The 24735-nt window shown below is 72.7% G+C and carries 20 protein-coding genes; 10 read left to right on the forward strand and 10 right to left on the reverse strand.

Features of this window, described 5'->3' with window-relative positions; genetic code table 11:
• Positions 1-469: 469 nt before the first annotated feature.
• Entirely contained in the window at positions 470-2305 is a 1836-nt protein-coding gene (dnaA, locus tag RMN56_RS11685; RefSeq protein ID WP_313723826.1) for a chromosomal replication initiator protein DnaA, read from the reverse strand.
• 573 nt (positions 2306-2878) lie between these two features.
• Between dnaA and rpmH the strand changes: the two genes are divergently transcribed.
• The 9 genes from rpmH to RMN56_RS11730 all read left to right on the forward strand — a co-directional run bounded on the left by rpmH (position 2879) and on the right by RMN56_RS11730 (position 12971).
• Positions 2879-3016, forward strand: a complete 138-nt coding sequence (gene rpmH, locus RMN56_RS11690) for a 50S ribosomal protein L34 (RefSeq protein ID WP_117668129.1) — start codon at positions 2879-2881, stop codon at positions 3014-3016.
• A 34-nt stretch (positions 3017-3050) separates the two neighbouring features.
• A complete protein-coding gene (rnpA, locus tag RMN56_RS11695; protein ID WP_313723827.1) occupies positions 3051-3464 on the forward strand; it encodes a ribonuclease P protein component in 414 nt (137 codons plus the stop codon).
• Between the two features lie 41 nt (positions 3465-3505).
• Positions 3506-3745 carry a membrane protein insertion efficiency factor YidD gene (yidD, locus tag RMN56_RS11700; protein ID WP_262285170.1) on the forward strand — a complete coding sequence of 80 codons (240 nt, stop codon included), beginning with the start codon at positions 3506-3508 and terminating at the stop codon, positions 3743-3745.
• Entirely contained in the window at positions 3746-4747 is a 1002-nt protein-coding gene (yidC, locus tag RMN56_RS11705) for a membrane protein insertase YidC (RefSeq protein WP_313723828.1), read from the forward strand. It begins immediately after the preceding gene.
• Between the two features lie 218 nt (positions 4748-4965).
• Positions 4966-5550, forward strand: coding sequence for a Jag family protein (locus RMN56_RS11710; RefSeq protein ID WP_313723829.1), 585 nt, complete (start codon positions 4966-4968; stop codon positions 5548-5550).
• Positions 5551-5984: 434 nt separating this feature from the next.
• A complete protein-coding gene (gene rsmG, locus RMN56_RS11715; protein WP_313724719.1) occupies positions 5985-6764 on the forward strand; it encodes a 16S rRNA (guanine(527)-N(7))-methyltransferase RsmG in 780 nt (259 codons plus the stop codon).
• A 248-nt stretch (positions 6765-7012) separates the two neighbouring features.
• On the forward strand, positions 7013-8377 hold the full coding sequence (locus tag RMN56_RS11720) for a ParA family protein (RefSeq protein ID WP_313723830.1): 1365 nt from the start codon (positions 7013-7015) through the stop codon (positions 8375-8377).
• 27 nt (positions 8378-8404) lie between these two features.
• Complete coding sequence (locus RMN56_RS11725) at positions 8405-9472, forward strand: ParB/RepB/Spo0J family partition protein (protein WP_313723831.1); 1068 nt, start codon at positions 8405-8407, stop codon at positions 9470-9472.
• 2644 nt (positions 9473-12116) lie between these two features.
• Positions 12117-12971, forward strand: coding sequence for a hypothetical protein (locus tag RMN56_RS11730; protein WP_313723832.1), 855 nt, complete (start codon positions 12117-12119; stop codon positions 12969-12971).
• Between the two features lie 23 nt (positions 12972-12994).
• Here the strand turns inward: RMN56_RS11730 and RMN56_RS11735 are convergent, their stop codons facing one another.
• Together RMN56_RS11735 and RMN56_RS11740 are read right to left on the reverse strand one after the other, a co-directional pair.
• The gene (locus RMN56_RS11735) at positions 12995-13993 is read right to left on the reverse strand and encodes a D-alanine--D-alanine ligase family protein (protein ID WP_262285010.1); all 999 of its coding nucleotides are present in this window, start codon (positions 13991-13993) and stop codon (positions 12995-12997) included.
• Between the two features lie 7 nt (positions 13994-14000).
• The gene (locus tag RMN56_RS11740) at positions 14001-15314 is read right to left on the reverse strand and encodes an aminotransferase-like domain-containing protein (RefSeq protein ID WP_313723833.1); all 1314 of its coding nucleotides are present in this window, start codon (positions 15312-15314) and stop codon (positions 14001-14003) included.
• Between the two features lie 295 nt (positions 15315-15609).
• On the opposite strand from RMN56_RS11740, the gene RMN56_RS11745 reads away from it, so the two are divergent.
• A complete protein-coding gene (locus RMN56_RS11745; RefSeq protein WP_313723834.1) occupies positions 15610-16275 on the forward strand; it encodes a GNAT family N-acetyltransferase in 666 nt (221 codons plus the stop codon).
• A gap of 14 nt (positions 16276-16289) precedes the next feature.
• Here RMN56_RS11745 and RMN56_RS11750 read toward each other — a convergent pair whose 3' ends face one another.
• From RMN56_RS11750 to murJ, 7 genes are all read right to left on the reverse strand, one after another.
• Complete coding sequence (locus RMN56_RS11750) at positions 16290-17450, reverse strand: N-acetylmuramoyl-L-alanine amidase (RefSeq protein ID WP_313723835.1); 1161 nt, start codon at positions 17448-17450, stop codon at positions 16290-16292.
• A gap of 188 nt (positions 17451-17638) precedes the next feature.
• Complete coding sequence (gene trxA, locus RMN56_RS11755) at positions 17639-17962, reverse strand: thioredoxin (RefSeq protein WP_073836974.1); 324 nt, start codon at positions 17960-17962, stop codon at positions 17639-17641.
• A 38-nt stretch (positions 17963-18000) separates the two neighbouring features.
• A complete protein-coding gene (gene trxB / locus RMN56_RS11760; RefSeq protein WP_313723836.1) occupies positions 18001-18954 on the reverse strand; it encodes a thioredoxin-disulfide reductase in 954 nt (317 codons plus the stop codon).
• 179 nt (positions 18955-19133) lie between these two features.
• Positions 19134-20102 carry an RsmA family anti-sigma factor gene (locus RMN56_RS11765; RefSeq protein WP_313723837.1) on the reverse strand — a complete coding sequence of 323 codons (969 nt, stop codon included), beginning with the start codon at positions 20100-20102 and terminating at the stop codon, positions 19134-19136.
• On the reverse strand, positions 20099-20830 hold the full coding sequence (sigM, locus tag RMN56_RS11770; protein ID WP_376787294.1) for an RNA polymerase sigma factor SigM: 732 nt from the start codon (positions 20828-20830) through the stop codon (positions 20099-20101). The genes RMN56_RS11765 and sigM overlap by 4 nt, the downstream gene beginning before the upstream one ends.
• A 43-nt stretch (positions 20831-20873) precedes the next feature.
• Entirely contained in the window at positions 20874-22487 is a 1614-nt protein-coding gene (locus RMN56_RS11775; RefSeq protein ID WP_313723839.1) for a protein kinase family protein, read from the reverse strand.
• Positions 22488-22916: 429 nt separating this feature from the next.
• Complete coding sequence (gene murJ, locus RMN56_RS11780) at positions 22917-24656, reverse strand: murein biosynthesis integral membrane protein MurJ (RefSeq protein ID WP_313723840.1); 1740 nt, start codon at positions 24654-24656, stop codon at positions 22917-22919.
• Positions 24657-24735: the final 79 nt, after the last annotated feature.

A 24735-nucleotide genomic window follows, 5' to 3' on the forward strand; every position in this document is an offset into this window, starting at 1 on the left:
CCACCGGTGGTTTGGCTGTGGAGAACCAGGGGTACAACCCGTGTCCCGGTCCACAGCCGTCGCCAGCCGCCGGGTTTTCCACGGCTGTCCACCGGTTGTCCACCGCTAATCCACCGGTTTTCTCCCCAGTGCTGTGGACAGCGGCGACGGCGTCGACCGCCGTCGTCCCCAGAACCTTCAACAGGTCGCCCACAGGCCGACCGTCGTCGGTGGACAACCCGACCCTCGTCCCCAGGCGTCCACAGGCTCGTCCCCAGGGGTTGTCCACAGTCTGTGGGTAACCGGGCGGAGACCGAGCGTGGTTTTCCACCGTCTGTGGAACAGGGGGTGTGGACAACCGGGCCGAGGTGTGGATGAACACGACACCGATCGTGGACCCTGCACCGGGTCGAGGGTCAAGCGCCGGATCTCCACAGGCACGAAAAAGCCCGGCCGGTGGGCCCGGCCGGGCGTCGCGTCGGCGTACGGATCAGGTGGTCTGCTTGATCCGGTTGGTCAACTCCGCGATCTGGTTGTAGAGCGAGCGCCGCTCCGCCATCTGCTGGCGGATCTTCCGGTCGGCGTGCATGACGGTGGTGTGGTCCCGGCCGCCGAACGCCTGCCCGATCCGGGGCAGCGACAGGTCGGTCAGCTCGCGGCACAGGTACATGGCCACCTGGCGGGCGTTGACCAGCACGCGGGACCGGGAGTGGCCCCGCAGGTCCTCCAGGCTCACACCGAAGTAGTCCGCGGTGGAGACCATGATCTGGTCGGCGGTGATCTCCGGGCCGGCGCCGTCCGGGATGAAGTCCCGCAGCACCTCCTCGGCCAGCGACAGCTCGACCGACGAGCGGGTGAGGCTGGCGAACGCGGTGACCCGGATCAGCGCGCCCTCCAGTTCCCGGATCGAGTTCGACACCCGGGAGGCGATGAACTCCAGCACGTCCGGCGGGGCGTACAGCCGCTCCTGCGCCGCCTTCTTCTGCAGGATCGCGATCCGGGTCTCCAGGTCCGGCGGCTGGATGTCGGCGAGCAGCCCCCACTCGAACCGGGTCCGCAGCCGGTCCTCCAGCGTCGCCAGCTGCTTGGGCGAGCGGTCGGAGGTGATCACGATCTGCTTGTTGGCGTTGTGCAGGGTGTTGAAGGTGTGGAAGAACTCCTCCTGGGTCCGCTCCCGGTTCTCCAGGAACTGGATGTCGTCGATCAGGAGGATGTCCACGTCCCGGTAGCGGCGCTGGAACGCGCTGGTCTTGTCGTCCCGCAGCGAGTTGATGAAGTCGTTGGTGAACTCCTCGGTCGAGACGTACCGGACCGAGCGGGCGTTGCCCAGCGTCGTGGCGTAGTGCCCGATGGCGTGCAGCAGGTGGGTCTTGCCCAGCCCGGAGCTGCCGTAGATGAAGAGCGGGTTGTACGCCTTCGCCGGCGACTCGGCCACCGCGACGCTCGCCGCGTGGGCGAAGCGGTTGGACGAGCCGATGACGAACGTCTCGAACATGTACTTCGGGTTGAGCCGGTTGCCGCCGCTCTCCGCGCCGCCGGGCATCCGCCGGTCGGCCTGGCCGCCCGGGCGGTGGTCGGGGCCGCCGCGGCCGGGGCCGCTGTCCGTGGCGCCGTCCCGGGGCAGGCCCCGCAGCGGCGGAGCGTCGGCCGGGCCGGGCGCCTCCCGGTAACGGGGCTCGTAGCCGCCGGTGTCGCGGCCGGTCGGCTCCACCCGGGACCGCTCGTCGTAGCCACGACGCTCCGGGGTGGCGCGCAACGGCTCGGCGAAGGCGGTGCTGAACAGCGTGTCCTGCCCGTCGCGGCTGGCCGGGATGAGCTGCGGCCGGGCGCCGTCGGCGGTGCGCTGCCGGGGGGCCGGCTCCTCGGCGGGCGGCTCCGGACGCGGGTCGGCGTACGCCGGGGCCTCCGGCCGGGCCGGGGGGAAACCCAGGTCGGGGAAGCCGGGCGCGGCGTCGGCCGGGCCGGGTTGGTCGAAGCCGGTGAGCAGATCCGGTGGGCCGTCGGGCCCGGGGGCGGGCTCGGGGTTGCTGCGGTAGACGGTGCCGGGCGGGCGGCTGCCCGGATCCTCGGCGACGCGCACCGTGACGGCCACCTGGATGGGCCGGCCGAGCCGGCGGCTCAACGCCTCGGTGATGGCCGGGCGGAGGCGGGACTCGATCACGTCCCGGGTGAACGCGTCGGGCACGGAGAGCAGTGCGGTGTCCTCGACGATCGCCCGCAGCCGGGTGAGCCGGAGGTATGCCCGCTGCTGCGCGGAGATGATCTCGTCGGCGAGCTCGTCGGTCGTCGCCGTCCACACCGCGGCAAGGTCGGTCGCTCCGGTCACCGTCGTGCCACCCCCTCGCCTCTGCTCACGCCCGCCCGGACGGCTGACCGGTCGTTATCCACAAGTTATCCACAGCCTGTGTGTACCGACCGATTGTGGCCGCCCACCGGACGCGGGTCGGACCTGCCCCCTGGTTCTGGAGGCAACGAAGCGGGTTCACCGTGCCGAACGATTCACTACCTTGTCCGGTCTTGCCAGCCAGCGACAACCGAGACCCCCGACGCTGACCGCAATCGGGCACGCTAACAGCGCGGACCCCGCGCCATCAACCGTCGACACCGGGGCAGCCTTGTCAACATCAGTGAAAACCGCCCCTTCGGTCGCGCTCCCGGCGCAGGTAGCGGCCCTGGTGTGAGGTTTGACGGTCATTGCCCCCCTGCGTAGGCTGGAACGGCTGCTCTCTCGCCCTCTGCTAGGGTGATGGGTGCTTGCTGTCCGCGGTCACCTCCCCGCATCGCCGGGGCCCCAGGTCGCCGGGCAGCACCGATCGGAGGCCACCGGCGAGGTGGCCTGGACCACCACACGACCCCGGGCGATCCCCCGCGCGAGGTCTACGACAACGGAGATCCTGACGTGAGCAAGCGCACCTACCAGCCGAACAACCGCCGGCGCGCGAAGACCCACGGCTTCCGGCTGCGCATGCGCACCCGTGCCGGCCGCGCCATCATCTCGACCCGTCGCAGCAAGGGCCGCACGCGCCTGTCGGCCTGAGGCCGACCGGTCCGGTCCGGGGACGTGGGCAGTCGTGCTGGCCGCCGCGCAGCGACTGCGGCGTAGTAGCGACTTCGCCGCAGCGGTCCGGGGTGGCCGACGCGTCGGCCGTGGTGCCGTCGTGGTGCACCTGACCCTCCCCGAGCAGACCGGATCCACCGCGACAACCTCGCCGGAGCCGGCGCGGAGCGGCGGTGCGGAGACTTCCGCGCCGCGCCGCGCCGGCTTCGTCGTGTCCAAGGCCGTCGGCAACGCCGTGGTCCGCAACACGGTCCGCCGCCGGCTCCGCCACCTGGTCCGCGAGCGGCTGGCCGACCTGCCCGCCGGCAGCACCCTGGTGGTACGCGCGCTGCCGCCGGCCGCCCATGCGTCGTACGCCCGGCTCGGCGCCGACCTGGACGCCGCCCTCGGGGCCGCGCGCTCTCCCCGGGGACGGCGGTCCCGGTGACCGAGCACACTGCCGCGCCGCGGCCCTCTGCCGGTGCCCGCATGCTGATGGCGCCCATCATCGCGTACCGTCGGTGGATAAGTCCGGCACTGCCGGCCCGCTGCCGGTTCTACCCGTCGTGCAGTGCCTACGCCGTCGAGGCGGTGTCCCGGCACGGCGCGGCGCGCGGAGCCTGGCTGACGGTCCGTCGGCTGTCGCGCTGCCACCCCTTCCACCCTGGTGGACACGACCCGGTCCCGGAGCCGGGCGACCGCCGCCGTTCCGACGTGACTGGAGCCTGAGTGTTTAGTCTCGACTGGATCTACTACGCGATCTCGTGGATCCTGCTGACCTGGCACTCGGCCTGGGACGCCATCGGGGTCTCGGTCGGAGCCGTCATCGGCACGAACTGGGCGTGGATCCTCTCCATCATCTTCCTGGTGGTCACCGTCCGGGTGATCCTCTTCCCGGTCTTCGTCAAGCAGATCAAGTCGCAGCGGGCCATGCAGGCGCTCCAGCCCAAGGTCAAGGAGCTGCAGGAGAAGCACAAGGGTGACCGGGAGACGCTCCAGAAGGAGATGATGGAGCTCTACCGGAAGGAAAAGGCCAACCCGCTGATGGGCTGCCTTCCGATGTTCCTCCAGATTCCGGTCTTCCTCGGCCTGTTCCACACGCTCAAGCGGCTCAACCCGGACAACCAGGGCAAGACCCTGTACGGCTGGACCGTCGAGCAGTTCAACAGTGCCTCCAGCGCGAAGCTCTTCACCGCCCCGATCTCCGGCCGGTTCGGCTCCACGCCCGACGAGCTGGCGAACCTGGGCGCGAACAGCACCACGGTCAAGGTCGTTGCCGGCATCCTGGTGCTCATCATGATCGCCACGACCTACCTGACCAGCCGGCAGATGATCCTCAAGACCGGCTGGGCCGAGGACCCGCAGCAGCGGATGGTCCAGCGGCTGATGCTCTACGGCATCCCCGTCTCGCTGCTCATCTCGGGCTCGATCTTCCCGATCGGTGTGATCATCTACTGGGTCACCAACAACCTCTTCACCCTCGGCCAGCAGCAGTGGGTGCTGCGGAAGTTCCCGCCGCTGGTGCCGCCGAAGAGCAGCACCGCCGGCAAGGCCACCGCGGGCAAGGCCACCGCCCAGCCGGCCCGGGTCGGCGGCCTGCTCGGCCGCAAGACCGCCCAGCCGGCCGTCAAGGCCCCGGCCGCCGCCCCCAAGGTGGCCGGCCCGAAGCCCGGCGCCAAGCCGGTCAACCCGAAGAAGAGCAGCGGCCGACCCGCCAAGCGACAGGGCTGAGCCTTACCGGGCCGCCGCCGGACACCGGTGGCGGCCCGTTCTGGTCCCCGAGCTGCCACCCTCCGGAGTCGGCGCCGGGCCGGAACCGCCGCGCGGAGCGCGGTCACGGGCGAAACTGGCCCGTACAGACGTGCCCGAGGGCACCGGCGAACCTCCCGCCGGCCCCCGGGAGACCAGCGGACCCGACGGTCCGGCCGAGCGAGTACGGAGATGAGACCGTGACCGACACCAGCATCCCCAGCGCGGACCAGTCCCTGGACGAGGAGACCGCGCCGGCCGCCACCACGGACGAGGCCGAGGACACCCAGGCCGAGGCCCGGGAGAAGAAGGCACCCGCCGACAGCGACCTGTTCCGGCAGAGCGAGATCGCCGCCGACTACGTCGAGGGCCTGCTCGACATCCTCGACTACGACGGCGACATCGACGAGCTGGTCTCCGGCGGCCGCCCGGTCGTCGAGGTGGTCGGGGGTCGCCTGCAGAACCTGGTCGGCCAGCGCGGCGCCACCCTGGAGGCGCTCCAGGAACTGGCCCGGCTGGCGGTGTTCCGGCAGACCGGTTCGCCCAGCCGCCTGCTGCTCGACGTCGGCGGCTACCGCGCAGCCCGGCGCAAGGAACTGGCCGCGGTCGCCAAGAACGCGGTGGAGAAGGTCAAGGAGCACGGCGAGGCGGTGCGCCTCGAGCCGATGTCCGCGTTCGAGCGCAAGTGCGTGCACGACGTGGTCAACGCGATGAGCGGTGTGGAGAGCGAGTCCGAGGGCGTCGAGCCGAACCGCCGGATCATCGTCCGGCCGGTTACGGACTGACGTAGGTGGCTTCCGACGAGACAACGGCGGGTGCCGTGACCGGCCCGGGCGGTACCCCGCCCGGGCCGTCGCCTGTCCGCACCGATCCGGCCGTCGACCCGGTCTTCTCCGAGGGCGATGCCCCGGCCCACCCGGCGACCCCGGTCCCGCCCGCAGGCCCGGTCGACCCGGCCTTCTCGAGCGAGCCGGCCTACGCGGGCGATCCGGTTCCGGCCACCGTGCAGCCGGCCGCCGGGGCCGACCCCGCCACCGGCGTGACACCGGCCTTCTCCAGCGAGCCGGGAGGACGGCCCGAGTCGTCGGCGCCGGTGGAGGCACCGGCCGCACCGGCCTCGGGAGGCGCGATCGACCCGCTGTTCGCCGAGCCGGCCACCGCCGGCCCCGACCTGGACGACCGGCCCTCCGACGAGCGAGACGACTCCGGACCGTCCCTCATGGACGGTGACGGTCCGCCCTCCGGCGCCCAGCCGGCCCCGGGGGAGGCGACGTTGCCGCCCGAGTTGGCCGAGGCCGCCCGTACCCTCTTCGGCGACCGGCTCGACCTGGCGGCCGCGTACGCCGAACTGCTGGCCACGGACGGCGTCGTGCGCGGCCTCATCGGCCCCCGCGAGACGCCGCGGCTCTGGGAGCGTCACCTGCTCAACTGCGCGGCGCTGGCCGAGCGCATCCCGGAGGGCGCCAGCCTGATCGACGTCGGCTCCGGGGCCGGCCTGCCCGGTCTGGTGCTGGCCATCGCGCGGCCGGATCTGACCGTGACGCTCGTCGAGCCGCTCGCCCGGCGCACCGCCTTCCTCATCGAGGCGGTGCAGCACCTGGGGCTGACCAAGTCGGTCCGGGTGTTTCGTGGCCGAGCCGAGGAGGCCGCGGTCGGCTCCCGCGACCGGCAGCCGCTGTCCGCCGACATCGTCACCGCGCGGGCGGTGGCTCCGCTGGACCGGCTCGCCGGCTGGTGCCTGCCGCTGGCGGTGCCCGGCGGCCGGCTGGTCGCGCTCAAGGGCGCCTCCGCCGCCGAGGAGATCGCCGAGCACGCCGCGGCGGTGGCCCGGCTCGGCGGCGGCCAGCCGGAGCTGCACCGGTGCGGTGTCGACGTGATCGACCCGCCCGCGACGGTGATCGAGGTGGTCCGCGAGCGGGTGGTCGGCCCGGCCAGGAAGAAGGCGCCCAAGCGCTCGCGGGGTGGTCGTCGCCGCGGCACCCAGGGCCGGGATCGCTGACGCGGCAAGGCTTTCCGGACGCCCGCCCGGTCGTTGGACCGGGTGGGCGTGAGCTGGTCGATCAGAACCCGACGTGGACCCGCTACGCCCGTCGGCCGTAGGCTGGCCGCGCGCCGATAGTGTGGAGCGGCGGTGCCGGGCGGCACCCGAACCCGACCGTTCCCACCAGGCCGGTGACGCCGTGCGGCGAGCGCGGGGGCCTGAATGACGGGTGCGGACCGACCATCCGGAGCGGGCAGGGATGACAGGTGCATGACGACGGCAGGTACGACGATCCACGGGTGACCGGGCCAGGCGGACGACCCTCGGCCGACGGCCCCGTTTCACGTGAAACCAACTTCCAGGGCTGGCCGTCTAACGGCGAGCCACACGACCCGTCCACGCGGCCCCCGGACTGTGACCCGGTGGTGCGGCGGGACGTGCCTCCGGCCGGCGCCGTGCGGCCGACCTCGTCCGTGCCGGCGAACGTCCCGCCAGCGCGGGACCCGCACGATCCGAGCGACGGCCCGGTGAACGCGCCCGCCGCCCGTCCGGCCCCGGTACGCGGGAACGCCGCCGTCCCCGCACGGTTCGAGCCGCAGCCGCCGGCCGTGGTCGTGCCGCAACAGCCCACCCCGGAGTCCGCGCCGGACGTGTCCGCGACCCCGGCTCCTCCCGACACGCCACCGGATACCGGCTACGGTGCCGAGGCCCCGGCGAGCACGTACGTTTCACGTGAAACCCCGACGCGCGAAGAGGATGACCCACCGTTGGCTATGGAGGCTATGCGCGCCGTGCAGATCCTGAACCCCAGTGGTGAGGTCACCATGCCGCGCCCCGAACGGACCCGGGTGATGTGCGTCGCCAACCAGAAGGGCGGCGTGGGCAAGACCACCACCACGGTGAACCTGGCAGTGGCGCTCGCCCTGCACGGCAACCGGGTGCTGGTCGTCGACCTCGACCCGCAGGGCAACGCCTCCACCGGGCTCAACGTGCCGCACCACACCGGCGTGCCGGACGTCTACGACTGCCTCATCGACAGCGTGCCGCTGGAGGAGGTGGCCCAGGCCGTCGAGGGCATCCCGAACCTGTGGTGCGTACCGGCCACCATCGACCTGGCGGGTGCCGAGATCGAGCTGGTCTCCGTCGTCGCCCGGGAGTCCCGGCTGGCTCGGGCCATCGCCGCGTACCCCGGGCACTTCGACTACGTGTTCATCGACTGCCCGCCCTCGCTCGGTCTGCTGACCGTCAACGCGTTGGTCGCCGCGCAGGAGGTGCTGATCCCGATCCAGTGCGAGTACTACGCGCTGGAGGGCCTCAACCAGCTCATCCAGAACATCAACCTCGTCCGGCAGCACCTGAACCCGAAGCTCGAGGTGTCCACGATCCTGCTCACCATGTACGACCGGCGTACCCGGCTGGCCGACGCGGTGGAGCAGGACGTCCGGAACCACTTCGGGGACAAGGTGCTCCAGGCCGTGATCCCCCGGAACGTACGGGTCTCCGAGGCGCCCAGCTACGGGCAGTCGGTGATGACCTACGATCCCGGTTCGCGGGGGGCCACGAGCTACTTCGAGGCCGCCCAGGAGATCGCGGAGCGGGGCGTCAAGGAGCCGGTGAGCCGGAATGCGTAGTACGGAGAAGTCGCTGGGAGGCGTCGCATGAAGAACCGTCCTCGCGGCGGTCTGGGCCGAGGGCTCGGCGCCCTCATCCCCACCGGGCCCGTGCCGGGCAGTGCCCCGGCGACCGCCGAAACCGAGAACGGTACGGCGGCGGCCGTCCCGGCCACCCCGATCGGTGGCGCCACGGCGGCCGTGACGGGAGCCAACGGCGTCGGTGACGTTGCCGCCCCGGCGGCCCCGGCGGCCCCGACCGCCGAGCCGGAGCCGCAACTGAGCCCGGTCCCCGGAGCCCGCTTCGCCGAGATCCCGGTCGACAGCATCGTGCCGAACCCCAAGCAGCCCCGGCACGTCTTCGACGAGGAGGCGCTGGAGGAGCTGAAGACCTCGATCCAGGAGGTCGGCTTCCTCCAGCCGATCGTCGTCCGCCAGCTCGACAGCGAGAAGTACGAGCTCGTCATGGGTGAGCGGCGCTGGCGCGCGGCCCAGGCGGTCGGCCGGGAGAGCATCCCCGCCATCGTCCGGGACACCAAGGACGACGCGATGCTCCGGGATGCGCTGCTGGAGAACATCCACCGCGCGAACCTCAACCCGCTGGAAGAGGCCGCCGCGTACCAGCAACTGCTGGAGGAGTTCGGCGCGACCCACGAGGAACTGGCCCGCCGGATCGGCCGGAGCCGGCCGCAGATCTCCAACACCATCCGGCTGATGAACCTCCCCGCCCAGGTGCAGCGCCGGGTCGCCGCCGGCGTGCTCTCCGCCGGCCACGCCCGCGCCCTGCTCAGCCTCGACGACTCCGAGGCGCAGGAGCAGCTCGCCAAGCGCATCGTCGCCGAAGGCATCTCCGTACGCGCCACCGAGGAACTGGTGGCGCTGGCGCTCGCCGACGGCCCGGCGAAGGCCCCGGCCGCGAAGCGCCGGCCGAAGCCGCACGCGCCCGCGCTCACGGACCTCGCCGACCGGCTGTCCGATCGCTTCGACACCCGGGTGAAGGTCGACATCGGCCGGAGCAAGGGCAAGATCACGATCGAGTTCGCGACCGTCGACGACCTGGAACGGATCGTGGGAATCATCGGCGTCGGGCAGGAGGAGCAGCCGCCCGGGGAGTGAACAGCCCGCTGTCGGTCTCGGCCGCGTGGTCCCTCCGGGGGCGACGCGGCCGAGCCGTTTCCGGCCCGGCGGACCGGGGTGCCCGGGACCTGTTGGAGGGTGTCGGTGATGCCGGAGCGTGCTCGCTCCGACCTGCTCGCTGCGGACCGGGGTGCTGGCCGTCTCCTGGCGTCCGCTTCCGGGCTCGGATCCGGCGGTTTCGCTTCCGGGCTCGGATCCGGCGGGCTGCTCTCGCTTGCCGAGTGCCCTCGTAGCTGTCGTGTCGTAGGAGGCGTCTGCGCGGCGTCCTCATGGGCCGCTGGGCGGGCTGACATCTCCCGGACGGGGTGTCGGGACACCGCGGCTGTGTTCGGCGCTGGCGGCCTTCTGAAGGCGCCGGCGTTGGCGGGAGCTGTTCGACGGCCATGGACGGGATCGCCTGGGCCGTACTCATCGGCCTCCTTGTTGTCGCCTGATCGTCAGACCTGGTGTCGTCGCGACGATCACGGCGAACGGGTGCTGGCCGTCGGCGACCGCCGCCCGGTGCGCGGCGTCCTGGTTGGCGTGACGAGGTGAGTGCCCGTCGCCCAGGCCGTTGCGACCGACGAGTCACCTCCCCGCCCGCGGCGCGGGTAGCGCAGGTCGGCCTGCCGGTCCCGCCAACTGGCCGTCGACGCCAACAACCGCAGCGACCGGGCGTTGCGATTCGCGCGGCACCGATGGCCGCGAGTTCTGGGAGGGAGGCAGCCCTGCGTCGCCGTTTCACGTGAAACACGTCCGCCGCCGCGTGGCGCATCCGCCGGCGGGTTGCGGCGCAACGGCGTGCCGCAGTCAGCTGGGTGGCGGAGCGGCCTGCTACCCCGGGCTGGATGGCGACGGGGCCGCTACCGGGCTAGGTGGCAACGCGGTGCCGCAACGGGGCTGGGTGGCGACGCCATGCGCCGCAACCGGCTGGGTGGTCGCCCGGGCGGGGTGCCACGACTGACCTCGCTGATTACTGACGCCCCGTTTCACGTGAAACGGGGAGCGCGGCCGCGACCGCGCCAAGCCACAGCTAGCCGTTGGCGAGTGGCGCCGGCAGTTGGGCACCGGCAAACATGCCCCAACGGATCGGGCAAGCGCGGGTACGGACGGGCGGAGGAAGACGCCTAGCTGAGCGAGTGAACGGCGGACTCCGGACATCGGCCTCGGAGCACCCCGGCCGCGCCATCGATGGGCGGACGCGCGCGGGGTGTCAATTCGCCTCCACACCCGGTCGGTCGGTTGGTGGTCGACGGAAGTGCCGCAGCCGCCCAGGGTGTGGTGGGAGTCGGGCCGCCAGGCATGACGTGCCACCGGCAACCGCCAGGCGCAGCCAGCGAGCAGGGCACGTCCCTGCCATGGAAGCCTTCTGCCCACGGCGGCGTGCTGGTGGGCCCGTTGAGCGGTGCGGTAGTCCACCAGGATCGCCCCAACCGCTTGGAGGCGGCGGGCGGTCCAGCCGTCCACCCAGTCACTGCGCCCGCCGCTTGAAGGTCGAACTACTCGCCAAATTGGCCGGAGCCAGGCGGCAAGGCGTCGACCGGACGAAGGCGCTGAACGGTGCTTCTCGTTCCGGCCGTCATCCGACTCAGTTGGACGCGCCGCTGTGGAGAGGTCGGCGAACCAGAGACCGAACTCATCTAAGGGCCGTCGCCTCACGGCCGGGCTGTCGCCTCTCGGCCGACTGGGCTCTGAGCATCCTGACGCTGCCTATCGTCCTTGCCGATCCAGAGCGCCTACCGCTGAGCCGTCGCCGGTTCCTGGGGCGCCGAGCGGCGCCGGGCCGGTCGTCTCCCAACGTGGCCGCCGCCTCTTGCGCGTCGAATCCTCACCGCCGACCATGAGGACCGCGCCGGCCGGCCTGGAGAGGGCCCAGCCCGTCCCCGGCCAGCGCTTCGCGACGCCGCATCCGTTTCCTGTTTCACGTGGAACGCAGCTCGACCGGATGGCCGGGCAGACAGTCGCCGCCACTACTGATCAAGACCTGCCGACGGCTTCACTCGTGCGTCGGCCGAAGTCTCGTGAACCGCCGCCCAGCCACGCCTGGAGCCGCGCGGCAAAATCACCGGAGGCTGCTCACCGGAGGCCTCTCACCGGACGTCGCTCACCGGACGCTGGTCGCGGGAACGTCGCTCACCGGACCTCGCTCACCGGAGGAGGCCCTCCTCGTTCTCCGTGATCACCGTCGGCAGCCTCGATCCTGCCCCCCACGGCTGGCGGGCGGGCCGCTGATCGGGCGCGCCGCGCACCCGATAGCGCTCACGCGCGCCGCCGTTTCACGTGAAACACGGCCGCCAACCGCCACCTGCCGGGCCTCACCCAGCGCCTCGGAGACCCCCTCGGAAACCACCACCTCCGGTCGGTGCGGATCGCCCGCGTCGCTCGTTGGGAAGGAAGGACCGAGCCACCCCGAAGGCCGGTAGACGCTCCCAACGTTATCCACAGCAGTTGTCCACAGGCTCTCCCCGTTCCACGTGGAACATCGCGCGGAAACCCTTGCTGAGCAGTGGATGACGCGCTGTGCTGGTGATCTCAGCGACCTGTGGACAACGTGGTGGACAACCCGTTGTGGATCGATGAGGAACGCTCAGCGGCCCGCACTCGGGTAGGGACAGGCATCGCCAACTCGGCTAGGGTCAGCGTCGTGCAGGACACCTCTCCCTCAGTCCCGGACTTCACCCAGTGGCCCTCCTTTCCCTTCGAGGGCGATCTCCACGTCAAGCAGCTCGACGAGCCGGTGCTGGTCGAGCCTCCCCGCCGCGGCGAGGGGAATCGGGAGTGCACCGCCTGCAACGCGCCGGACGAGGCGTACATCTGGGTGGGTGAACGATGGCGGGTCCGGGCCATGGATCGGCCCACAGGCCTGCCCATGGTGCTGATCCTGGAGTCCCGGTCGCACCTCGACCTCGGCGACCTGCCGAACCTGCTCGCCGCCGAGTTGGGCGTCATGACCGTGCGCCTGGAGCGGGCCATCCGGTCGCTGGACGGCGTGGCCCGGGTGCACGTGAACCGCTGGGGTGACGGCTCGGCGCACCTGCACATGTGGTTCCTGGCTCGGCCGTACGGGCGGCTGCAGCTGCGGGGCACGTTCCTGTCCCTGTGGGACTCGATCCTGCCGCCGATCTCCGAGGCGCAGTGGCGGGAGAACCTGGCGATGGTCGCCGCGTGGCTGGCCGAGTTCGGTGGCCGTCCGCTCGCCGAGCCGCCCCGCATCCAGTGGCAGGCGCCGTCGAGCTTCAACGCCGCGTCGACCGGCGGGGCGACCGAGGAGCCCGAGGAGGAGATCGCTTCGGTGATCGAAGCCGCGGACGAGATTCCCGAGGCCGAGGAGGCAGAGGAGCGGGCCACGCCCGAACAGGCCGAGCACCCGGATCGGGCGTCCGAGCCGGAGCAGGTCGGGCAGCGGGATCGGGCGGGAACGCCGGAACGGCCCGAGGTCCCGCAGCAGGCGGCCGCGCCGGAACAGGTCGAGCAGCCGCAGCGGGCCGAGACGCCGTAGCGCGCGACCGGGTCAGCCGGACGTCAGGGGCGGCGGGCGGCGGCGCGGCTCACCAGGGTGCCCAGCGCGCGCCCGAAGTCCAGGCCCGCCGCCTGGACGGCCAGCGGCAGCAGCGAGGTCTCGGTCATCCCGGGGGAGACGTTTACCTCCAGCACGTGCGGCTGCCCGTCCGCGTCGACGATCAGGTCGACGCGGGACAGGTCGCGGAGGCCCAGCGCGGCGTGCGCGGCGAGCGCCACCCGGGTCACGCGCTCGGTCGTCTCCGGGTCGAGGCGGGCCGGCGCGTGCCAGGTGGTGCGGCCGGCCGTGTAGCGGGCCGCGTAGTCGTAGACGCCGTTGCGGGGCACGATCTCGACCGGGGGCAGGGCCTGCGGACCCTCGCCCAGGTCCAGCACGGAGACCGCCACGTCCATCCCGGGCACGTAGCGCTCCACCAGCGCCGTCTGGTCGTACGCGAAACAGCCGACCATGGCGGCCGGCAGCGACGTGGCGTCCCGGACCACGGCGGCGCCGAGCCCGGAACCGCCCTGCGCGGGCTTGACCATCAGCGGCAGGCCGAGCCGGTCGGCGATCCGGTCCAGGACGGCCACCGCGCCCAGTTCCGAGAAGCGGTCGTGCGGCAGCGCCACCCAGTCGGGCGTCGGGATGCCCGCCTCGCGCAGCACCGCCTTGGCGGAGGGCTTGTCCCAGGCGAGCCGGGACGCGCGGGCGTCGCAGCCGACGTAGGGCACGTCGCAGAGGTCGAGCACGCCGCGCAGCGAGCCGTCCTCGCCGGTGGCGCCGTGCAGGGCGATCACCACGGCATCCGGCGGGTCGGCGGCCAGGGCGGGCAGCAGCGCCACGTCAGCGTCCCGCAGCTCGGCCTCCACGCCGACCGCGCGCAGCGCGTCGAGCACCCGCCGGCCGGACCGGAGCGAGACGTCCCGCTCGTAGGAGAGACCGCCGGCGAGCACCAGCACGTGCAGTTCGTCGGTGGCGGCGGGTCCGGTCACGGAAGTGTGTGCGGCAGGGCTGACGGACATGCGGGAATCATGCCAAGTCGGGACCGGGCGCGTCCGAGCCGCCCTGCCGGCGCCGCGGACCCGCCCCGCCGACCGCGCCGAAGACCTTGCGCATGGCGATCTCCTGCTCCATCACGCCGGCGAGCCGGCGGACGCCCTCACGGATCCGCTCCGGCGGCGGGAAGGAGAAGTTGAGCCGCATGTTGCCCGCACCGGTCCCGTCGGCGTAGAAGCCGGTGCCCGGCACGTAGGCGACCCGGGCGGCGACCGCCCGCGGCATCATCGCCTTGGAGTCGAGGCCGTCCGGCAGGGTCGCCCAGACGAAGAGGCCGCCGGCCGGGGTGGTCCAGGTGGTGCCCTCCGGCATCAGGTCCGCGAGCGCGTCGAGCAGCGCGTCCCGGCGCTCCCGGTAGACCTCGCGGTAGACCTTGAGCTGCTGCCGCCAGGGCATGGTGCCCAGGTACGTCGAGACGGCGGCCTGGGCGAAGCCGCTGGGGCAGAGGATCTGGGCCTCGCTGGCGATGACCAGCTTGTCGCGGACCGCGTGCGGGGCGAGGATCCAGCCCACCCGCAGGCCCGGCGCGAAGGTCTTGGAGAAGGTGCTCAGGTAGAAGACCCCGTCGCGCCGCCGGGCCCGCAGCGGCGCGGGCGCCTCGCCCTCGAAACCGAGCTGACCGTACGGGTCGTCCTCGACCACCAGCAGCCCGGCGCGCTCGCAGATGTCGAGCACCCGCTCGCGCCGCTCCTCGCTCAGCGTCACGCCGGTGGGGTTCTGGTAGGTCGGGATGGTGTAGAGGAACTTGACCCGCCGGCCGGCGCGGGCCAGGTCGGCGATGGCCACCTCCAGCGCCTCCGGGATCAGCCCCTCGGAGTCCATCGGCACGTGCGCCACCTGGGCCTGGGCGGCCTGGAACACTCCGAGTGCGCCGACGTACGTCGGCCCCTCGGCGAGCACCACGTCACCCGGGTCCAGGAAGAGCCGGGCCACCAGGTCGAGCGCCTGTTGCCCGCCGACGGTGACCACCACGTCCTCCGGCGAGGCGCCGCACGACGCGTCGATCCCGGACAGCGCCATCACCTCGCAGATCCGCTCGCGCAGCTCCGGGGTGCCCTGGCCGATGCCGTACTGGAGGGTGGTGGCGCCATGCTCGGCGCCGAGCCGGCCGAGCATCTCGCCGACCGCGTCGAGCGGCAGCGCCGCGATGTAGGGCGCCCCACCGGCGAGCGAGACCACCTCCGGCCGGCTGGCCACCGCGAAGAGTGCCCGGATCTCGGAGGCCGTCATCCCCCGGACCCGCCGGGCGTACCGGTCGGTGTAGTCGTCGAGCGTCGTGCCGGTCATGACATCACCTCGATCGGGTGTCGGCGGGGCTGCCGCCCGGTGTGGTACCCGCGATGCCGGCAACCATGGCGGCGCGCGGGAAAAGCCGGTTGGTCGATCGTAGTCGCCGCCGGCCAGCACCGGGCCCACCGTGTGGGTACGTCCACATCCCGGACCGGCCCTCTCCCCGGCGCGGGTGGGGGTTCGCGCGTCCTCTCCCGTAGCGCCGGGCGGAAGCGTACGATCGCTCGTCGGGGGCAGGAAGGCGGCGGGAGACCGCGGGGGTCTCCGCTCCGGGCCTATGGGTGGGGTGCTCATGTCGCGACGTCTGGTCAGTCTGACCCTGGACACGCTGGAGGACCTGCCCCGATCCTGCCGGCAGTGCGTCTACTGGGAGCTGGACCCGGTCTCGGCCGAGCGCGCGTGCGCCGCCGGCGACCCGGGGCTGGAGAAGGAGGCCTGGGTCTCCCAGACGCTCCTGGAGTGGGGTTCCTGCGGCAAGCTCGCGTACGTGGACGGCATGCCCGCCGGTTTCGTCATGTACGCCCCGCCGGCCTACGTTCCGCGCTCGATGGCCTTCCCCACCTCGCCCGTCTCGGCGGACGCCGCGCTGCTCATGACGGCGCACGTGGTGCCCGCCTTCGCCGGCGGCGGCCTGGGCCGGATGCTGGTCCAGGGGGTCGCCCGGGATCTCACCAAGCGCGGGATCAAGGCCATCGAGGCGTTCGGCGACGCGAAGTTCGGCGACGACGGGGACGACCCGGGGCGGGCCTGCCTGGCGCCGGCCGACTTCTTCCTCTCGGTGGGCTTCAAGACGGTCCGCCCGCACCCGCGCTATCCCCGGCTCCGGCTGGAACTGCGCACGGCGTTGAGCTGGAAGTCCGACGTCGAGTACGCGCTGGAGAAGCTTCTCGGCTCGATGAGCCCGGAGACGCTGCTCCGCCCGGTCCGCCCGGCGCCCGCCACCCGCTCGATGAGCTGACGCGCGGGGCCGGCTCAGTCGACCACCGTGCCGGCGGCCACCACCGCCCGCAGCTCGCTCACGTCGATCGAGCCGGTGGGCACGTCCCGCTCGATCGGGTAGTACATCCGCTGCACGGCGGCGACGATCGCCTCGACCAGCCGGTCCCGGAACCGGGGGTCCACGAGCCGGTGGCGGTCGGCCGGTGAGGTCAGGTAGCCCACCTCGACCCGGACCGCGGGCATCCGGGTCAGCCGCAGCAGGTCCCAGGTCTTGGCGTGGGTGCGGCAGTCCCGCAGCCCGGTGCGGGCCACGATCTCCCGCTGCACCAGCCCGGCCAGCCGCTCCCCGGTGGCGGAGGTGACGCCGTTGTCGGTGCCGTAGTGGTAGGTGGCCACCCCGTCGGCCGCCGGGTTGGCGTGCCCGTCGGTGTGCAGGGAGATGAAGACGTCGGCGCCGAGGGAGTTGGCGAGCTGGGCGCGGTCCGCGTCCGGCAGGCAGGTCCGCGGGGACGGGCCCCGGGTGAGCTGCACGCGTACGCCGGCCGCGGCGAGCCGCCCCTCCAGCCGGCTGGCCAGGTCGTGCACGAGGTCCGCCTCGGTCCAGCGCAGCGGGCCGTCGGGCACGACCACGCCCGGGTCGGTGCCGCCGTGCCCCGGGTCGATGACCACGGTCCGCCCGACCAGGGTCGGGCCGGCCTGCCGGATGGCGTCGGACTCGCGGAGCCACTGCGGCCGCCCGCCGACCACCTTCCGGCCCAGGCGGCGCAGCGCGTTGATGGTGTGCGGACCACACGTCCCGTCCGGTTTCAACCCCATCTCCCGCTGGAACTGGGCTACCGCGCGGGAGGTGCGGATGCCGTAGATGGCGTCGGCGCGGCCCGCGTCGTACCCCATCTCCAGGAGCCGTTCCTGGAGTGACCGGACGTCCTCGCCGGTCAGCGGCTCGGGGACCGCGTGGTAGAGGGTGCGCGCGCCGAACCGCCAGCGGGCCGCGTCCAGCGCCTGCCAGGTCTCCGTGCCCACCCGCCCGTCCACGCTGAGGCCGCGGGACTGCTGGAACGCCCGGACGGCGCGCTCGGTCTCCGCGTCGAACTCCTCGCCGCCGCGGCCGGCCGGGAGCAGCTCCAGGCCGGTGAGGACGGTGCGGATCTCGGCCACCGCGGGTCCCCGGTCACCGGGTCGGATGGGACGCACGATGACCCCCCTCTGCACGGACGCTGGCTGGCCGGAGACTCCGACGGAGGTGCTTCCCCGCTGGGGAGACCTTACGGAGCGTACCGTGGCCGGTCACCGGCGATTGTGGGTTCGCCGCAGGTCAGAAACGCGGAACCCCCGTCGCCCGGGTCGGGCGGACGGGGGTTCCGGCGGTGTCGGGTGTCGGCTCAGAGCGCCGACTCGATGAGCTTGACCAGCTCACCCTTCGGCTTGGCGCCGGCGATGGACTGCACCGGCTCGCCGTTCTTGAAGATGGTCAGGGTCGGCACGGACATCACCCGGTAGGTGCGCGCCGTCTCGGGGTTCTCGTCGATGTTGAGCTTGACGATGGTGACCTGGTCACCCATCTCGCCCGCGATCTCCTCCAGCAGCGGCGAGACCTTGCGGCACGGACCGCACCACTCCGCCCAGAAGTCGACCAGAACCGGCTTGTCGGACTTCAGCACGTCGCTCGCGAAGCTCGCGTCCGTGACCGCCTTGGTTGCTCCCACTATGAACCCCTCCTCCGGGACCTGTACGTGAAAATGTTTCAGCCTTGCAGGGTGGCGATGAAGCGCTCGGCGTCGAGCGCGGCGGCACAGCCCGTGCCGGCCGCCGTGATGGCCTGCCGGTAGATGTGGTCGACCACGTCACCGGCGGCGAAGACACCCGGGATGCTGGTCCGGGTGCTCGGCGCCTGCACCTTCACGTACCCCTCGTCGTCGAGCTCCACCTGGCCGCGGAAGAGCTCGCTGCGCGGGTCGTGGCCGATCGCCACGAAGACGCCGGTGACGTCGAGCACCTTGCTCTCACCGCTGTGCACGTTGCGCAGCCGTACGCCGCTGACCTTGCCGTCCTCGCCGAGGATCTCCTCGATCACGCTGTTCCACTCGACCTTGATCTTCTCGTTGCCGAGGGCGCGAGCAGCCATGATCTTGCTGGCGCGGAACGAGTCGCGGCGGTGGATGATCGTCACCGACTCGGCGAACCGGGTGAGGAAGCTGGCCTCCTCCATCGCCGAGTCGCCGCCGCCGACCACCACGATGTGCTGGTTCCGGAAGAAGAAGCCGTCACAGGTCGCGCAGGACGACACCCCGTGGCCCAGGTACTCCTGCTCGCCCGGCACGCCCAGCGGGCGCCAGGCCGAGCCGGTGGAGAGGATGACCGCCTTGCTCCGGTAGGCGGTCTCGCCCACCCAGACGGTGCTCAACTCCGGCGAGCCGGTGTCACCGGTGTCCTTCAGCTCGACCCGGGTCACGTCGTCGGTGAGGAACTCGGCGCCGAACCGCTCGGCCTGCTTGCGCATGTTGTCCATCAGCTCGGGGCCGAGGATGCCGTCCGCGAAACCGGGGAAGTTCTCCACCTCGGTGGTGGTCATCAGCGCACCGCCGGACTGCACGCCCTCGATGACCAGCGGCTTGAGGTTGGCGCGCGCGGCGTAGACCGCCGCCGTGTAACCGGCCGGCCCGGAGCCGATGATGATCAGGTTGCGGACCTCGTCCACTGCCGTCTCCCGATGTGTGTGTTCGTCACCGGCGCGCACCGATGTCCGATCCCGAGTGCCGACGGCTCAGCGGCGTCGGCACCTGACTTGCAGAACGTCATCGTACGAAGCGGGGATTCCCGAGCCGGTCATCCGGTGGGTCACGTCACGCGGCGGAACCCGCCCGGGTGACCGCGACCTCACCCTACCCGCGCGGTGAAGCGGGTGTCCGCGCCGGACCCGGGGACCCCGCACTCGGGTCCGCTCACCCAGGCCCAGCGGGCGCCGCCCCCGTCCGTGAAGGTCACCACCAGCGCCGGGCTGCCCCGGAACCGGGCGTAGTCGACCAGCTGGACGGCGAGCGGGCCGGCGCGGTGCTCCGCGCCGATCTCGGACAGGCAGCCGGCCAGCGCCTCGGGGCGTTCGAGCCGGTCCAGCCCGGTGGTCTCGAATACCCGGTGCTCGTCCTGACCGCCCGCCGGGTTCGCCCGGTCGCTCGCCTTCGTCGAGGGCCCGGCGAACCCGCCCGGGATCCGGGCGATCGCGTCCGAGGTGTAGTCGGTGCCGCTGTGCAGGGCCGGCCCGGTGGTCTGGAACGGCCCGGCGGCCAGCGGAGCGGCACCGCCCTCGGCCCGGCTGCCCGCGCTGTCGGCCGTCCCGGTGATCCCGCCGGCACCCGCGTCGACCAGGTGGCTGACCCCGAACCCGACCGCGGTCACCGAGGCCGCGGCCAGCGCGACCGGACCGGCGAGCCGCGTCCAGCGCCGGGAGCGGCGCCCCGGCCCGGTGTTCCGGCCGGGCCGGCCCGTCACGCCGGCCGGATGGGCGCCGCGGCCGGGCTGTGCCGGCACGGCGGCCGGCGTCGAGCCGTGCTCGGGTGGGTCGGATGCCAGATCGCCCGTCGGGGCCGGGCCGGCGCCGGCGAGCGCCGCGGTGATCCGGTCCGCCACGGCCGGCGGCAGCTCCGGGCCGGGCTCGGCGGCCCAACCGGCCAGGTCCGCGTGGACCAGCTCGACCGCCCGGGCCAGGGCCGCGTACGCGTCGCCCCAGGTCGGGTCCTGCTCGACCAGCCGGGCGACGGTCGCCTGCTCCGGGGTGCCGTCCAGCGCCCCGCCGAGGTAGTCGGCGAGCAGGTCGTGGTCGACCTCGCTGAACTCCGGGGAAGTCACGTCTCCTCCTGGCTGGCATCCCGCCGGGACCACCCCGACGTGGATCCGACGCCCTCGGGCGGCCGGGGGTTCCCACCGGTGACCCTGGGCACGTCCGGGGCCCCGTCGGAGCCGGTCCGCAGATGCCCGAGAAGCACGGCGAGCCGGGCCCGGCCCCGGGCGCACCGGCTTTTCACCGTCCCCTCGGCGACCCCGAGCATCCGGGCCACCTCGGCCACCGGATAGCCCTGCACGTCCACCAGGACCAGCGCGGCCCGCTGCTCGACCGGCAGCGCGGCGAGGGCCTGCCGGACCACCAGGGCGGTGTCGTGGTCCCGGGCCGGCGCGGCCGGCTCCACCCCGCCGGTGTGCCGGCCGGGCTCCCCGTCGGTGTGGACGCCGTCGGGCAGCGGGACCGTGGCGTGCGTCTGGCGCCGCCGGATCCGGTCCAGGCAGGCGTTGACCACGATCCGGTGCAGCCAGGTGGTGACCGCCGAGTCGCCCCGGAACCGGGCCGCGGCGCGGTGCGCTGACAGCAGCGCGTCCTGGAGGGCGTCGGCCGCCTCCTCGCGGTCGCCGACCGTCCGCAGGGCCACCGCCCAGAGCCGGTCCCGGTGCCGGTGGAACAGCTCGGTGAAGGCGTCCCGGTCGCCGGCGACGTGCGCCCGTAGCAGGTCGAGGTCGGACATCCCGGCCGGCGGGCCGTCACCGGTCGCCGGCCCGGGCGCACGCCCACCGCGACCCGCCATCACCACGTCCGGCGGAGGTGGTGCACCGGGTGCGGCGTACGGCTCACGAGCCCTGGACCGTGATTTCCTGGACGCCGAGCTTCCAGCCGCCGCCGCCCTCCTTCTCCGGCAGCTCGGTGATCCAGAAGAGGAGGTACTGGTACTTCTCCTCCGGGTTGAACCCGTCGAAGACCATCGTGGTGCCGTCGTGGTCCTCGAACGGCTGCCCGATGCGCTCGGTGTAGGCGGCGACGAGCTGCGTGTCACCCGAGGAACTGGACGGGAACTCCTTCTTGCCCGCGCGCAGCTCGGCGGAGGCGCCGGTGGACGACAGGGTGGCCTGGATCGCCTTGACCGTGTGCGGGGCACCGAGGTCGATCCAGATCCCCATGCCGTCCTTCAGGCCGCCGAACTTGCCGTTGTTCCGGTAGCTCTGGGTCTCCCAGCCCTCGTTCGGGTCACCGTCGATGACCTTCTCGGCGTCCCGCACCTCGGCGCGGTCCCGGCTGTCCGGGTCGATGATCCGGACATCCTGGATGTTGAGCTTGCGGACCGGGGCCGCCGGCACGCTGGTGCCGCCGGCGGCGGGCGCGCTGCTGGACGGCTGCCCCACCGGCTCCTTGCCCTGGTCCTTGTCGTCGCCGAGGGCGTTGATGCCGATGAGCAGCCCGACCAGGGCCACCGCCAGCAGAGCGGCGATGCCCAGGGCGACCTTCCGACCGCCGGCCGCGGCCAGCGGCGAGGGCTCGTCCTCGGTGTCGGCCGTGAAGCGCAGCGGACCGGCCTGCTCCAGGAAGTGCTCGTCGGCGGGGATGTCGAGCCGGTTCAGCTCGGCCGACAGGACATCGGACGAGGGCGGGGCGATCTCCGGGTCGAGCAGGTCCATGGTGAGGTCGTCGAGGTACGCCGGCACCCCGGCGCGCACCTGACGGGGGGCGGCGATGGCGCCGCCGGCGTCCCGGACGGCGTCGGGAAGGGCGGCGCGGCCGTGGCCGGCGGTGGCGCCGTGCAACGGGGCCTCGCCGTGCGGCCAGTGGCCGGTGAGGGCGAAGTAGAGCACCCCGCCGACCGCCCGCAGGTCGTTCTCCTGACTGTCGGCCCCGTCGGTGCGCGCGTCGGCCAGCACCACGCGGCCGTCGTCGCTGATCATCACGGTGCCGGGGTGGACGTTGCCGTGGACCATGCCGGTGGCGTGCACGGCGGCGAGGGCGCTGGCGACGGCGCTGCCGATGGCCGTGGCCCGGGCCGGGTCCATCGGACCGTCGGCGGTCACCATCTCGCGCAGCGACTGCCCGTCCACCCATTCGCGGACCACGTAGGCCCGGTCGGCCTCGTCGATCGCGTCGTAGACGCCGACCAGGTTGGGGTGGATCACCCGGCTGGCCGCGACGGCCGCCTGGAGCATCTCGGTGGCGGAATCGCCACCCGGGTAGCGGAGGACCACCGCGACCGGTCGGCGCAGCACGACGTCGACCCCGCGCCAGACCAGCCGGCCCGCGCTGTCGTTGTTGATGTGCTCGACCAGCTCATACCGCTCGGCCAGGACCTCACCGACCGCGGGAGCACCGAAGGTCGCGACCGGCGGAGAGGTCTCCTCCGCCTCCTGACCCTCGCCGACCTGGGTCACCCGTCCTCCCTCGGTGATCGTGTCGATCGATGGACCCGTGCTGCTGGGCATGTGGCTTCCCGCTCTGCCTTGGCTGGAACCGGCAGACCGGTGTCGACGCCCGCGTCGGCACCCGCCGTGCCCGTCGAGAGTGACCTTACCCGGGATGCCCGGTTCTCCGACATGTCATCTTCCCGCCCGAGTCGGTGGGACGCCAGTGACCGTGGGGATCGGCCGGGTAACGACCCGGCCGGGTCACGTCGCTGGGACACGCACGCCCAATCTAGATGTTGACGGCAAGTAGTCGGCGCAGGGGCGCACCGGTGTGGCGGCCTCCGTGACGCGGTTGGATTTCCCCTGCTCCGGCCGGTCACCCTCAGCCGTACGGCTGGTTGTCCACAGGCCGAGAGGCCCATTGGGCGGGGGAACCCTGAGTTATCCACAGCCGTATCCCCAGGCTGGTGATCGTCGTTCACCGTCCGTCATCGGCGCTGGTCGAGGTCATCGCCCGAGCCGGCGGCGGACCATACCGACCACCTCGGTGATCTCGCCGATGCGCAGCACCATGGCCAGCCCGAGGTACGTCACGCCGATCACCGCGCCGCCGATCACCAGCTGGGCCGCGGCGGCGAGCCAGCTCAGGTGCGCCGGGTCGCCGGGGAGCACCTTCACCACGAGCAGGCCGACCAGCGCGGCGCCCAACGCGGCGAGCACCACCCGGCCCATGGTCCGCATGATCCCGCCCAGCCCGATCCGGCCCACCCGCGGCCGCAGCAGCAGCGCCGAGACGACCGCCGCCGCCACGTACGAGATCGCGTTGCCGAGCATCATGCCCGCCGCCGCGAAGGTGGCCGAGAAGGCCAGGTAGAGGCCCACCTGGAGGAGCACCCGCAGGGCCACCACCGGGATGTTGACCAGGGCCGGGGTGCGGGTGTCCGGCAGCGCGTAGAAGGCGAAGGTGAAGAGCTGGCTGATCGAGAACGGCACCAGGCCGACCGCCGCCACCAGCAGCACGGTCGAGGTGGCCACGGCGTTGTCGCCGGTGAAGGCGCCGTACCGGAAGACCACCACCGAGATCGGGCCGGCCAGCACCGCGTAGCAGACCGCGACGGGAGCGAGCACCGCGGTGACCATCCGGGTGCCCCGGGACAGGTCGGCGGTGACGTCGTGGAACCGGCCGTCGGCGGCGGCCCCGCTCATCCGGGGCATCAGCGCGGTGATGATCGAGACGGCGATGATGCCGTGCGCCATCATCAGCAGCAGGAAGACGTTGTTGTAGATCAGCAGACCGGCGCTGTCCTCGCCGGCCGCCCGGGTGAGCAGGTTGACCACCACGAAGAGGCCGAGCTGGTTGACCGCGACGTAGCAGAACATCCAGGCGCCGAGCTGGGCCAGCTCGCGCAGCCCCAGCTCCCGGAAGTCGAAGCGCAGCTTCCACCGGAAGCCGACCTTGCGCAGGGCCGGCAGCAGGCCGGCCGCCTGGACCGCCACGCCGAGCAGGGCACCGCCGCCGACGAGCAGGATCTGCCCCCAGCCCATGTCCTCCGGCCGGATCGCCTCCGCGCCGTAGACCAGGATGTAGAGGCCGAAAGCGCCGATCACCACGAGGTTGTTGAGGATCGGCGCCCACATCGGGGCGGCGAAGTGCCCCCGGGTGTTCAGCACCGCGGCGATCAGCGCGCTCAGGCCGGTGAAGAACAGCATCGGCAGCATGAGGTAGGACAGGTTGGTGACCAGGCCCGTGTAGTTCGCATCCTTGCCGCTGGCGTAGAGCGCCGTGAGCACCGGCGCGCCGGCCATGGCGATCAGCGCGGCGGCGGCCAGGGCGAGCACCGCCAGGGTCAGCAGCCGCTGGGCGTACGCCTCGCCCCGGTCCGGGTCGGTCTTGCGGCGGCGGACCAGCACCGGGATCAGCACGCTGGTGAGCACGCCGCCGAGCAGGAACTCGTAGACCTGGTTCGGCAGGAACTGGGCGGTGGTGAAGACGTTGCCCACGAGGTTGCCCAGGGCCGCCCCGACCATCAGGTTGCGGACGAAGCCGGTGCCCCGGCTGACCAGGCTGCCGACCGCCATCACCGCGCTGTTCGCCGCGGCGCTGGTCTCCGCCACCACCTCCTGGGGCGGCGCGGTGGCCTCGACCCCCGGCTGGTTCAGCGGCTCCGCCGAGATGAAGGTGGCGCCGTCGGCCGGCGGCAGGCCGTCGCCGTGCGCGTTCGCGCTGCGGTAGAGCCCGCCGCTCATCTACCAGCCTCCAAGGGGTACGTCAGAGCCGGGCCTCGCCGGTCCCGCCCAACCGAGACCTTAGTCAACCTCGGTCCGT

The organism is Micromonospora halotolerans, assembly GCF_032108445.1.
Classification (GTDB): domain Bacteria; phylum Actinomycetota; class Actinomycetes; order Mycobacteriales; family Micromonosporaceae; genus Micromonospora; species Micromonospora halotolerans.